General features: G+C 66.3%; 11 protein-coding genes. 5 read left to right on the forward strand and 6 right to left on the reverse strand.

All coding sequences use genetic code 11. The annotated features are described in order from the left end of the window. The first annotated feature begins 64 nt into the window (after positions 1–64). The 3 genes from G6035_RS08545 to G6035_RS08555 are packed head-to-tail and all read left to right on the forward strand — an operon-like array spanning position 65 to position 3,254. Positions 65–1,183, forward strand: coding sequence for an acyl-CoA dehydrogenase family protein (locus tag G6035_RS08545; protein WP_176616654.1), 1,119 nt, complete (start codon positions 65–67; stop codon positions 1,181–1,183). Further along, positions 1,177–2,535 carry a bifunctional PIG-L family deacetylase/class I SAM-dependent methyltransferase gene (locus tag G6035_RS08550; protein ID WP_176616655.1) on the forward strand — a complete coding sequence of 453 codons (1,359 nt, stop codon included), beginning with the start codon at positions 1,177–1,179 and terminating at the stop codon, positions 2,533–2,535. The genes G6035_RS08545 and G6035_RS08550 overlap by 7 nt, the downstream gene beginning before the upstream one ends. Then, positions 2,532–3,254 carry a glycosyltransferase family 2 protein gene (locus G6035_RS08555; protein ID WP_176616656.1) on the forward strand — a complete coding sequence of 241 codons (723 nt, stop codon included), beginning with the start codon at positions 2,532–2,534 and terminating at the stop codon, positions 3,252–3,254. Before G6035_RS08550 ends, G6035_RS08555 begins: the two co-directional genes overlap by 4 nt. 156 nt (positions 3,255–3,410) lie before the next feature. On the opposite strand, the gene G6035_RS08560 is transcribed toward G6035_RS08555, so the two are convergent. Both G6035_RS08560 and G6035_RS08565 read right to left on the reverse strand, forming a co-directional pair. Beyond that, positions 3,411–3,671 carry a hypothetical protein gene (locus tag G6035_RS08560; protein WP_176616657.1) on the reverse strand — a complete coding sequence of 87 codons (261 nt, stop codon included), beginning with the start codon at positions 3,669–3,671 and terminating at the stop codon, positions 3,411–3,413. Between the two features lie 498 nt (positions 3,672–4,169). Continuing rightward, positions 4,170–4,634, reverse strand: a complete 465-nt coding sequence (locus G6035_RS08565; protein WP_176616658.1) for a hypothetical protein — start codon at positions 4,632–4,634, stop codon at positions 4,170–4,172. A gap of 1,474 nt (positions 4,635–6,108) precedes the next feature. On the opposite strand from G6035_RS08565, the gene G6035_RS08570 reads away from it, so the two are divergent. Continuing rightward, positions 6,109–6,528: a hypothetical protein gene (locus G6035_RS08570; RefSeq protein WP_176616659.1), complete on the forward strand. Its 420-nt coding sequence runs from the start codon at positions 6,109–6,111 to the stop codon at positions 6,526–6,528. A gap of 65 nt (positions 6,529–6,593) precedes the next feature. Here G6035_RS08570 and G6035_RS08575 read toward each other — a convergent pair whose 3' ends face one another. The 4 genes from G6035_RS08575 to G6035_RS08590 all read right to left on the reverse strand — a co-directional run bounded on the left by G6035_RS08575 (position 6,594) and on the right by G6035_RS08590 (position 9,364). Continuing rightward, entirely contained in the window at positions 6,594–7,403 is an 810-nt protein-coding gene (locus G6035_RS08575) for a GAF and ANTAR domain-containing protein (RefSeq protein ID WP_176616660.1), read from the reverse strand. A 549-nt stretch (positions 7,404–7,952) separates the two neighbouring features. Further along, positions 7,953–8,618, reverse strand: coding sequence for a PAS and ANTAR domain-containing protein (locus tag G6035_RS08580; RefSeq protein ID WP_176616661.1), 666 nt, complete (start codon positions 8,616–8,618; stop codon positions 7,953–7,955). A gap of 93 nt (positions 8,619–8,711) precedes the next feature. Continuing rightward, positions 8,712–8,972: a DUF4235 domain-containing protein gene (locus G6035_RS08585; RefSeq protein ID WP_176616662.1), complete on the reverse strand. Its 261-nt coding sequence runs from the start codon at positions 8,970–8,972 to the stop codon at positions 8,712–8,714. Positions 8,973–9,136: 164 nt separating this feature from the next. After that, a complete protein-coding gene (locus G6035_RS08590; RefSeq protein ID WP_176616672.1) occupies positions 9,137–9,364 on the reverse strand; it encodes a CsbD family protein in 228 nt (75 codons plus the stop codon). Positions 9,365–10,820: 1,456 nt separating this feature from the next. On the opposite strand from G6035_RS08590, the gene G6035_RS08595 reads away from it, so the two are divergent. Further along, positions 10,821–11,435, forward strand: coding sequence for a hypothetical protein (locus tag G6035_RS08595; RefSeq protein ID WP_218063047.1), 615 nt, complete (start codon positions 10,821–10,823; stop codon positions 11,433–11,435). Positions 11,436–11,795: the final 360 nt, after the last annotated feature.

Genomic DNA, 11,795 nt, shown 5'->3' on the forward strand with positions numbered 1-11,795 from the left:
GTCCATGGCACCGCCCGCACCGGCTGTCCGTCAGCATTCACTTCCACCATGAGGAGCAGCTCCCGTGATTGTCCCGACCCCGGCACCAAACGAACCGCATGAGGCACACACCCCTACGTCCCTGGGCGTCCGATTGGACGCGGGCGCGGCGCCGCCGCCCGCCGTCATGGCGGCGCTGGATGCGAGCCACACCGCCGCGCTGTCCTGCCAGGGGGACGTGGACCGCATGCTGGAATTGGCCCGCAGCCTGGGCCGCACCGCAGCACTGCCCCAGCGTGGAAACACGCTCGGGCGTTGGCAGTTGTTGGCAACACTGGGCGCTGCCGACCTCACCGCGGCCCGCATTGTCGAGCCGCACCTGGATGCCCTCGCCATCCTGGCCGAGGCCGGCTGCGCGGAACTGCACGCCGACGGCAGGACTTGGGGCGTATACGCGGCGCAGGGTCCGGGGCCCCAACTGCTCGCCAGGCAAAATGCGGGCACGTGGCAGCTGGACGGGGAAAAGCCGTGGTGCTCACTCGCGGACAGCCTCAGCCATGCGCTCATCACGGCGCAAGCCGACGACGGCGCAAGGCTGTTCGCCATTGACCTGCGTGACCCTGGGGTGGCGAGCTCGGGCCCGCCATGGACGGCACTGGGCCTGCCGCGGGTGCCCAGCCGGCGCCTGTCATTGACCGGGGTTCGTGCACTTCCCGTGGGCAGGCCCGGCTGGTACGTCCAACGGCCCGGCTTTTCCTGGGGCGGAGCCGGCGTCGCTGCGGTCTGGCAGGGGGCAGCGACCTCGCTTGCGCGGCGCCTCCTCCAACATTGCCGTTCGCGGAAACCGGACCAGATCGCCCTGTGGCACCTGGGCCGTGCCGACCAGGCCCTGTGGGCGGCCCGCTCCGTATTCCAGTCGGCGGCCGGCCTCGCCGACAGCATGGATGCGCCCATGGGAGAAGCGTCGCGCGACGCCGCCCTCGCCGCGGGCCGGGTGCGGGCCGCGGCCGTCGGCGCGGCGGAGACCGTCAAGGCCGTCGCGGCGCATGGAATGGGCCCGGAACCCCTGGCGTTCGAGCAAGGGCACGCACAGCGCGTGGCGGACCTTGAACTGTATATGCGCCAGGACCACGCTGAACGCTCTGTCGCCGCGCACGGGGCCATGATCCTGGCCGCCATAGGGGCGGGAACCCCGCCATGGTAGCCTTCACGCACGACCAGCCCACGACTGCCGAGTCCGAATGGCTCGGCAGTCCGCGCATCGCACGGATGTTGGGGCTGGCCATTGACTGGGCGGAAGTGCCGAAGCTGGTGGTCCTCGCGGCGCACCCCGACGACGAGACGCTCGGCGCGGCCGGCCTGCTCCAGCACGCAGCCGCGCACCAGGTGCCGATCGAGGTGCTGGTGGCAACGTGGGGTGAAAATTCACACCCCCACTCCCCCACGCACACCCCGGAAGACCTCGCAGCTGTCCGCGCCGTCGAGCTGCGAAAGGCCCTGGCGGCTGTTGCCCCGGCCGCGGTGCACCGTTTCCTCGACATCCCCGACGGCGGCGTCCACGCACAACGAAAGGCACTGGAAAGTGAGATCATCGCCGCCGTGTCCGGCAGCCACGGCACCCTGATCGTTGCACCGTGGTCAGGTGACGGCCACACGGACCACGACGCGGCAGGTTCCGCCGCGGCCAGGGCCGCACGGGCCACCAACAGCCTGCTGCTGGAGTACCCGATATGGCTGTGGCACTGGGGCACTCCGGCCCACGGGCAGGTTCCGTGGCCCGCGCTCCGCCGGCTCGACCTGACCAGGCAGCAACAAGCAGCCAAGGCCGCGGCAATCCAGGGCCACACCAGCCAAATCGCGCCTCTGTCCGCCGCATCCGGCGACGAACCCCTGCTCGGCCCGGGCGTGCTTTCACACTTCCACCGCCCCTTCGAGACGTTCATCGACACGGCAGGGCATTTCACGCGCGAAGGCCCCGCCTACCCCGGCTGGCTGCGGACACAATTCGACGCCGTCCACGCCTGCGGCGCCGAACCCTGGGCTCCCGGTTCCTGGTATGAACAACGGAAGCGCTCGCTCCTGTTGGCCGTGCTGCCCCGGGAACGCTTTGAGTCCGCCCTTGAACTTGGCTGCTCAACAGGGGCGCTGACGGCCGATCTGGCGCTGCGGTGCGCACACGTTCTGGGCGTCGACGCCAGCCCCGAGGCTGTCGCCACCGCCAGGGGCCGCACGGCTGCCCTGTCGAATGCCGACATCGTGGAGGCGCTCCTTCCCGGGGACTGGCCGGAGGGACGTTTCGATTTGTTCGTCCTCTCCGAAACCGGCTACTACTTCTCCGAAACAGGCCTGGGCCGCCTCCTCGACCACGTGGCCGCATCGACGCTGCCGGACGGTGTCCTGGCAGCGTGCCACTGGCGCCATCCCATCTCCGGGTGGCCGCTGGACGGTGCCGACGTCCACCGCCTGTTGCGGGCAGATCCACGGCTGGCCTTGGCCGGCAGCTACTCGGAAGACGACTTTGTCCTCGAGACGTTCCGCATCCGGGCGCTACCATGACGAGGGCCATCCGGGAGATCGCCGTCGTCGTGCCGTCGCGGAACGAGGCCCTGTTGCTGCCGCGAACGCTCGAAGCCCTCAACTCCGCCATCCAGCGCTTCACCGGTCTGCTCCCCGAGGTGTTGGCCTCGCTCACGGTGGTACTGGACAGCACCACCGACCATTCAGCCCAAATCCTGGCGGCCCACCCCACGGTGCGCGTGGGCACCGTATGTGCCGGACGGGTTGGCGGCGCACGGAACGCCGGCGTGGCTGCCGCCCTGGCCCTGGCGCGCGTCCCGCCGTCGCAACTTTGGATCGCCACTACCGACGCGGACAGCACCGTCCCGGTCGAGTGGCTGGTGCGCCACCATGCGTTCGCCACGGGCGGCGCAGATGTTTTGACCGGCACAGTCGAGCCCGCCGCCGCCGACCTGGGCCGTCACGCCCTGGCACAGTGGTTCGCCTGCCATGACCTGGGCGAGGGGCATCCGCATGTTCATGGGGCCAACATGGGGTTCCGCGCCGACGTGTTTGAGGCGCTGGGCGGCTTTGCCGACCAGGCCCTGCATGAGGACAGGGACTTCGTAGCCCTGGCACGCGCCAGGGGCCATGCCGTTGTTGCCACGGATTCGTGCCGCGTCACCACCTCCGGCCGGCGGCACGGACGCCTCGACGGCGGCTTCGCGGCCTTCCTGGCAGCGTTGGACCCGGGCAGGGAGCCCTCCCGGGCGCCCTGACGGCAGGACCGCAGCCCCCGCTACGGCGCCGTATTGACGGGCCGGATCGGCAGGACTGCGCGGTCCCTTTGGCGTCCGGCGCGGCGACGAATCCTGTTCAACCGGCCCAATGACGCGGGGATTCACCCATGAATCCCCGGCCCTGGCCGGGATGTTTTACAGCCATTCCCCGGCCTCGCGGCCGGCTGCGGTCACGGCCCCGAGGGATGCGGCGCCGGAGCGGAAGGAGCAGGCCGGCGAAGGTGCCGCCCCGGCCGTGCGCTGCCGGGTGCGGAAGTCCTTTGCGGTGAATTCGTTTCCGGCGATGCCACCCCAGTTGCCATTGACGTCGGCGCTGGAAATCCCACGCCATTTTTGCCGCCCCGCCGACTCGAAGGCGGACCCGGTCGATGGGCCGGACGCCGGCTGCCGGGTCACGACGGCGGCCGGCGACTCCTTGTTCCAAATTAGGGTTCCAAATCACGCGAGACGATCCTGCGCATGGCCGGCAACCGCCGTGCGCAGGCCCGTGACCGGAGGTGCTTCTCGCCGTCACGGATGTCCCGAATGTGGGGTTGGCAAATGTACTGGGTTCGCCCTGCGGCATCCAGTCCGGTGGCGTGGATGTGCGCATTGGCGTGCGAGGTGAACCCGCGTGCGCCCAGGCCCGCGGAATGGTATGGCTGTCGTACCGCATGAGGGTCTTCGCGGCGGTGATGCGCCGGCCCCGGGCCGTAGCCTGGCTAGCCCCACGTCCTGCGACGCGCCGGATGATGCCGCCGTCCCCGGTTCCTTGCTGCGGAGCCCTTCGGCCGCTTACGCGCCCTGCCCAAGCATGTAGAAGGGGCTCTGGCGTCCGCCGTCGTCAGGGTGCAGGCCCGAGTAGCCTTGGCAGTCCGCCCGGGAGGGGTGCGGAAGGAACCGTCCCACCCTGCCTCAGCCTGGATTCCCGGTGTCCTGGCCCGGCAGCCGGCCGTCTCCGCGGCGGCTGTCAACATCATGAGAAGCCACGCCGTCCGGCCCGGCGGTAGGCAAGTCCACCGCTGCCTGGTCCACGTCAGGGTCAACGGCATCGGCGCGGCGGCGTCCTTCAACGGACTGTGCAGCCTGGTCATCGGCCGCGGTGCGCCGCTCCTCGGCCTGCATCCTCAGCCGTTCGGCGTCGATCTGTGCCTGGTCCGCTTCTGCCTCGGTGCGGACAGCCTCGACCTGCGCCGCTCGTGCGTTCAGCTCGGCTTCCTTGGCTTCCATCCGCATCTCGGCAGCCTGCTCCCGGTCTCTCTCACGCTGTTCCTCCACGTGACGACGGCTCCGCCTGCGCACGGCGGCGGCCACCACTGCAATGATGATCAACAAGACGATGATGCCAATAATGGTCAAAACCCATTGAATCGTGGACATTGTCTGCCTTTCCTTCCAGATCCTGCCTTGCAGCTGGACCGGGTCGCACCTCGCTGGATGCCAGCCCAGTCCCAGCGCAGCCGAGATGTTCGTGCATGGACTTGCGGGTGGGGATGCCGTGCCGGCGGACGGGAACTTCGCGGATCGGTACACCGCGGCCCATGCCGGGACCGGACGTTCGGACCGTCGGGCCAGAATGACTCCCATTTTTTGGGGCCGCCCCTGCTGCAACGCACGAGCCCGCAGGAGTGCCCCCAGGAACGCCGTCCAGCCACAATGGCAGCTGGCCGGATGGATATGCCGCGTCCGCCAGCCCACCCGTTGACGGCCTGGCAGGTTCGCGGTTGCAGGCCTGCAGCAGGCGGGTAAAACGCGTGCACGCCAAAGGCCAAAATTCCATCGGAGCGCCGGCAATCACCAATTCGCGGGCGCTCCAATGGACCATGTTTCAGCCTATAAAACCAGGCGGTTCAAAAACAAGGCCAAGTGGGCAACATGAGAGTCCCCCGCTGATTATTGTCTCCACGCGTACACCGGGAAAAATTCTCCACTGGGTCGACATCTTGCGCCGAAGTCAATTCGGCGGTTCCGAGGGGCGCAGTTCACGCGATCGTGGACCGCGGGTAACGTGGCCTCGTCCCGGCCCCCGGCTGGACGGTGGACGGGACGCCGGCCGGTGACGGGCACCTGGTCCCTACGACAGTGGCTGCGGCGGTGACGGCCCCTCTGCTGGTGTGACGGTGCCCCGGAGCGCCCCTGTCACAGGGCCGGCACTGGTGGCCCGTGCCGGTTCCGCGGCGGCAGAATCTTCGCATCCTCCGAGCCCCCGGGTTCCGACAGCGCCAAATGGGCTGGTGGGCATCACTCGCAGTGGGCGTCTTCGGGCTTTCCCACGAGGCAACCTGGCCATCGGTTACCGTGGACAGCAGATGGGCCGCGGTCGCAAACATCCGCCAAGCTGTGCAGCCAACAGGTCACGTATTTCCGGTTCCCCTGTAGGCGCCCCCCCATTCGTGCAGCAGCCGGCGATGGGCGACGGGGATGGGTTGGACGACACACCCTGGGCCTGGGGCCCAGGCCAGGATTTTGCTCCGGTAAAAGTTGCAAACCCTGGCATCCGCTTCTTCGGCCAATCGAGCAGGAAAGGCCTCGATCGCTTCTTCAGGCGACGCATGTGCACGGAACCACCCGGGTTGGGAGCGCCGGTAGTATGCGCAGGCCATGTCGGCGAGGGCGGCCGAAGTGGCGGGCGTGGCGCAGGTGCCGGTACTCCGACAACGTTCAAGGAATGGGACGGTGCTTGACAAGGAAACGAAGCTATCGAAGACTACACTCGACGGCCTAAGCAAACGGCAGGGTGCCCTGTCACCCAATCGATGCCCCTGGCAGGCATGTGTGGAAGCCGGAATTCCGGCTGGCCGCCGTGGCTGGTCCGGCGCGTTGATAGCAATCCTCCATTCCAGGAGAAGATTCGATGCCTGCCAACCACTCCATACATGCCAGCGGCGATCACAAGGGCCGGGCGGAATCGTCGCTCACGTGCACAAACTGCGAAACCGACGAATACCTGATTGTTGAATCCATCCAGCCGCACATTCCACGGACAAGCGGCCTGGTCTCCCTGGAATACGAATGCCGGAGCTGTGGTGCGTTTTTCGCGCACGATGCATCGGTCCAAGACGTCGCCAAGCTTCTGGCCAACCAGCCAGGCCGTGCGGGAGTCCTGCATTTCGGCCGCTACTACATCCATTGCGGCGAACCGATGGAAAAAGGCGAGATCCGCTTCTCCACCCGCCACCCGCGGGACGGGGAACCTGCGGATGTGAAGGCGACGTTTCCGAGTGTGGTCCTGCGCTGCCAGTGCGGCTTTCAAATGTCCATACCGGCGGACTAGGACCAGCAGCCGGCCCACGCGTGCTGCCCGTCCCGGCCGGTGTACCCGCGGGACAGGCCTGCAGGTCATTCCTCGAAGTGCGTTGCCACCGTGGACTTGGTGATGTTTGCCAGGAGAGCTTCGGCCACTTCGCGCAACTTCTGGTTCCGCGACGACGATGCCCGACTCAGGAGTTCGAAGGCAGCAGACTGGGAACAGCGCTGCTGCCCCATGATGACACCGACCGCCAGATCAATGGCCGTGCGCGATTTCATGGCTTCCTGGAGATCCTCGGCAATCTGCTGCTTGCTGCCGATGCGCACAGCCAGGCGCAGCGCCTTTTGGGCCTGTGCCGCGTACTGTTCGGCGCTCGCCACGATTCCCGCCGTGAAGGCAAATGGTGTGGAGGAGAAAAAGTTGATCGAAGCAGCCGCCCCTTGTTCCAGAACGAGCGGAACGGCCAGGACACTGTAGACGTTTTCCTTAACCAGGGCCGCGGCATATTCCGGCCAGCGCAGGTCCGTCCGCGTTTCGTCAACCACCACCGTGTGCTGCTCCACCAGTGCCGTCAGGCAAGGACCCTCACCCATGCGTGCCTGAATCTCATTGAGCATCCGTGCCTTGTCTGTGTTCCCCCCTCCCGTCAGCGCCCGCCGACGCCGGTACAGGGTCACGGCACAATCCATGGGTTCGTCGCCATCCGCGGAAGCCAGGGCCGCCGAATAGACGCACAGTTCCCGAAGAAATTCACCCACGTCCCCGCTGTCAAGGACCAGATCCTGCAGCTGCTCAGAAACCGTGACCGCGGAGAGGAGCGCGTCCTGCCCTTGAAAGCCTTCAAGTCCCCCTTCCGGGTCAAAGTCCGGGTGTTCGTCGTCAGAAACTCTCGTTGACATCAGCATTCCTTTGTCAGGCTTGGGTGGACTTCAGGAATGCCGGCCCGCGCTTGCACACCCGGCGCGGACGGAGGGACCTCCGCAGGCCGGGGACTGCATGCAGTCGCGGGCCCCCGCTGCTTGAAGACCTGCCCGCAGTCTACGCCCCCTAGGCCAGCACGCCGCAGAACCGGGAACGGAAGCCACACTTGGGCACCTCGCCGTCGGTTCCCCGGCCCGGCCGGGGAGCGCCCCCTTCTTCCCTTCCGCGCATTCCACCTGCCGTCCAGCGCGACGGCGGAGCAGGTTCCAGGCAGCCTTGACGCTAAAACCGGTCTGGCCGGCATCGAACAGCCAAGCAGGTCGTGACTGCGTTGAGGAAGAGGTTCGCGAGGTGGACGGAAAAGGGCGGCCGGGGGCCTCGGCAGCTGCCGGACCCGACACGGCTCGAAGCACCCGTGCCGGAAGCATGACGCCCACAGCGTCCCGCGGCGCAGCTTCGGCAGCAGCACCCGAGGCCGCCGTCTGCGCCGTCGGGAAACCGGGCCCGCCCCGCTCCGGTACCGGACGTCAGCCCCGGCCCGGCGTCCCGGGCAGTTCGGGGCAGCCACCTTCCTGGACCACCGAAGCCACCAGGTCCACCGCAACGTCGCGAAGCTTCCTGTGCGAGTGTTGCGAGACCTGCGCCAGCATGCCGAAGGCCGCTTCCGCGTCAATTCGGTGCCGTCCCATCAGAATGCCCTTGGCCTGCTCAATGAAGTGGCGCTTCTCCACGGCCCGTTGTACCGCCGCATCGGCGCCGGCTGCCGTTTCAGCTTCCATGATTCGCGTCAGGTCGATGAAGTGCCCGTCGACGGCACATATCCGGCCGGCGGCATCCTCCACGCCTTGGCCGACCATGATGACCCGGCGTGTCCGGCCATGCCCGTCAATGATCCGGTGATGGCTGACCATGGTTCCGCCGTCCGTCATGACGCGGCGGAAAATCCGCTCGAACTCATCCCGGTCCGCGGGATGCTTGTGCGCCAGGACCAAGCCCATGGTCGGGACCACGTCGCCGGGCTCAAATCCATGTATGGTGAAGGCGCCGTGGGACCAGTTCCAGGCCCCGGAGTCCACATCGAACCGAAAATTCCCGACAGCGAAGCCGTCACCTGGCGGGAGAACATAGGAAAAAGTATGGTTCCGTCCGGTCAGCACGCGGGACCCGGTGACCAATGACTCCACTTTGCGCATGACGCACGCTCCTTTCTGACTCAAACTTGGCTGCGAGGGGCGACCCATCAATGCTGCCGGCCCCTGGTCTTTCACACATCACCGCATCGTGTCCTACCCGTCGGCGGCACCCCGCTCGAGCCGGAGGATGGCCTTCCGCCCAAGCCGCTTCGTCACCACCTGGATGACGGCGCCCGAGACCGCGGTGGCCAGCGCGAAGGCAATGACGCCCGGCAGAGGATTCTTGAGGTTTCCGGCGTCCTTGGGAGGTTCGGTCCCGGCGCCCTTCCGCCATCCGGCTTCCAGGGCCTTGCGAACGGCTGCGCCTGCCGCCAAGGCGGCGCCCATGCTCAGGACCTTGATCAAGATTGTCATGGCACTGTCTCCATTTCCCATGGGTCATTGTTTCCTCCGGGATTCCCTGCCGACACCGGCCGGGCAGGCAGCCGCGGCTTTGCCGCGCGACTGCCGGCCCGGCGGAGTGGGGAACAGGGTGCGGGCGGCCACTGATTCACCGTCCACCCCTGCGCAACTGCACGCTACTGCGGACCGGCTGCCCCGCCTTCGGTGTCGTCCTTATTAAGGTTGTCCGCGTCCTCGTGGAGGTGGGCCTTGAGGTCGGCAACCTTGTCCTTCACGGTTCCCTTGACTTGGTCCGTCTTGCCCTCGACGACCATGGAATTGTCATCGGTCGCCTTGCCGATGGTTTCCTTGGCCTTGCCGGCCACCTTGTCCTTCGCTGCATCAAACTTGTCGCCCAGACCCATCACATTCCTCCTTGTTTGTGCCTACGGTCACGTGAGCCTGCGCTTCGTGACCCTGATTAAACCGTGACAACCATCCGCCACCGCCCCAACCGCCCTGCCGACCCTCCGAGCGTTCCTGCGTGCCGGAATTCTTTCGCGGATCCCGGAGGCGCGTGCCCCGGCCCGGCCGGCACGACGGCGTCGAACCTCATCGAACGGATAGATGAACACTTAATTTGGACCGGTTTGCCCTTGGAGGGAGCTGTCCCCATGCGGAGCCACGATCGGGTGGGCTCCGGGAGCCGCTCAACCCGCCCGTGGGAGTGCCGGTCGAGGGCACAAGGTCCGGGCCGCGCTGGTCCGGCTTGGGAGGCAGCAGTTGGCGCCGATCCTTTGCCTCGTGCATCGCGGGACTCTTCGAGGACGGTGCGCCCTGAATGGGCGTGCTGGGATTCGTCATGCTTCCTCCTGCCAACTGCGGGAATATGCTCAACGCATACAACGATGGCCGGATTGCGGGCCTGCGTCAAGACCGCAGCGAGACTCATAAAAGGTAGTTGTTCGATAATGCCGTGTGTGCCTCATTTGGGCTGTGCCCGCGAAAGCCCTGGCGCATGTTCGGGTGCCTTGGCGCATTGGATGGGTGGGCTACAAGGTGCCCTTTTCTGCGCGCAGGGAAATCACGAAACAGTGAAGCCGCCGCGCATGTGAAGGCGTCGAAGAGGTCCAAGGGTGTCATATTGGACCGGCTGGTACCGGGATCGGCAGGTACCGGGCGAATGCCCACCGCCCATTGGGCAAGGCCATCAAGTGATGCACACCGGGTCGGTCGGTGGGGAGCCGGCCGGGGCCGGCCAAGGGACGGCTACGACACGATGAACTTGCTCGACCAACCAGGTCTGGGCGATGGCGGGGAAGCCAGGTGGGAACTATCCGGCCGCGACCGTGTGTACCACGTTGGCCACGGTGTACGCGCATACCGGCTCCGGTTCCCTGGGCAACGCGCCTTCGAGTTACAGCATGGAGGTTCATGCCCGGTTTGTGGCGATGAGTGCGGCGGCAGGCGACCGGCAGTTGGCAACGTTGAACCGGGTCCGGTCGCCACCGACACGGTGGCGGACTGCGGCAACACGGTCAACGACTCCGGTCCTCCCTGCGCTCCCGCGGCATCCAGTGCGCCATCCCGGACAACGACGGGAAGAGAGCCAACCGAAAGCACAAAGGTTCCGCCGCAGGCGGCCCTGCCCCTACGTCAACGAAGTCCACAAACGCCGCAACGAAAGTCACTCGAAGCCTCAATACCAGAAGACAATGACGCGGGCTGGCCACCGGCGTGTGGCATTCTTGCCCAAACGCGTCGGTCAGCTACTGTCCTGCAAGCCGTCATCATCTGGGCCACCCCATGGTGAGACGGGTTCCAGTTCAATCGTCGAGACTCTGTTGCGCCTCGGATCGCGGTGCTGTACCTCTTGAACTTGTGACCCGTCTCAACACCCGAGCGTTCCTGACAAGCTCCATCGCCGTTGTCAGCGTCTTTTGCATCCTTCTTGCGATCCTCGGACCCGCCAGCGTGGCCGAAGCCGCGGTACCGGCCCTGCGGCGCGTCCATTCCGGCAAGGCCATGGTCACGGACCTGCATCTAAACGCCCGATCCTGCCACTTGCGGACGCTCAACCACCGCGCCGGAGCGTACCTGCCCGATGCCCGATGCACACCCGGAGCCTTTGATCCGGCTGTGACGCAGCGTAACATCCGAACGACGATCTGCAGGACCGGCTACACCTCGAAGGTCCGACCTGGTTCCGCCGTCATGGCGCGGTTCAAGACCGCGAGTCTGTCCCAGTACGGTATCAAGTCCGGCCGGACCCTGGAGTACGACCACCTGGTCAGTCTGGAGCTCGGAGGCGCGAATTCCGTATCGAACCTTTGGGTGGAACCGAACCGGGCCGGGGCGGCGTCCACGTACAACCCCAAGGACACCGTTGAGAATGCCCTGCATCGGGCCGTCTGCTCACGTCAAGTGGGCCTGGCTGCAGCGCAACACGCCATTGCGGCAAACTGGACGACAGCACTCCATACCCTGCATCTCTAACATCAGCCACAATTACCCAACAGCACACTCCCGGCCTTTGACGGCACCCTGATACGTTGCTGTTGCCCGGGAGCGGAACACTCGGCGATGCGCTTAGTCAGCGACGGTGCCCCCGCTCGTTGCCTTGGAACCCAGCCGAAGATAAACGACGCTTCGCCTTGTAATTCAAGTGGTGTGTTGTTTTTCAATCCGACAATTCAAAAACAGTCCCCGGTCCAAGTGCTTGAAGCGCGCTGATCCAGGGCTCTGCCAGGTCAGGGACGGCGCTTGAATCGGATTTCAACGCCGTCAATCATGGGACATCCTCCCGATTTCCTGCCGAGTACCGCGCAGCAACCGGCAGGCGGAGAGGAAAGGTGT

The organism is Arthrobacter sp. SDTb3-6, assembly GCF_013376095.1.
Taxonomy (GTDB): Bacteria; Actinomycetota; Actinomycetes; order Actinomycetales; family Micrococcaceae; genus Specibacter.

What these genes read in the sequence shown, in the direction of transcription:
- G6035_RS08565 (WP_176616658.1), bottom strand. Translation starts at nt 4,634, where the DNA reads ATGTCCACGATTCAATGGGTTTTGACCATTATTGGCATCATCGTCTTG.
- G6035_RS08585 (WP_176616662.1), bottom strand. Translation starts at nt 8,972, where the DNA reads ATGACAATCTTGATCAAGGTCCTGAGCATGGGCGCCGCCTTGGCGGCA.
- G6035_RS08575 (WP_176616660.1), bottom strand. Translation starts at nt 7,403, where the DNA reads ATGTCAACGAGAGTTTCTGACGACGAACACCCGGACTTTGACCCGGAA.
- G6035_RS08590 (WP_176616672.1), bottom strand. Translation starts at nt 9,364, where the DNA reads ATGGGTCTGGGCGACAAGTTTGATGCAGCGAAGGACAAGGTGGCCGGC.
- G6035_RS08550 (WP_176616655.1), top strand. Translation starts at nt 1,177, where the DNA reads ATGGTAGCCTTCACGCACGACCAGCCCACGACTGCCGAGTCCGAATGG.
- G6035_RS08570 (WP_176616659.1), top strand. Translation starts at nt 6,109, where the DNA reads ATGCCTGCCAACCACTCCATACATGCCAGCGGCGATCACAAGGGCCGG.
- G6035_RS08555 (WP_176616656.1), top strand. Translation starts at nt 2,532, where the DNA reads ATGACGAGGGCCATCCGGGAGATCGCCGTCGTCGTGCCGTCGCGGAAC.
- G6035_RS08580 (WP_176616661.1), bottom strand. Translation starts at nt 8,618, where the DNA reads ATGCGCAAAGTGGAGTCATTGGTCACCGGGTCCCGCGTGCTGACCGGA.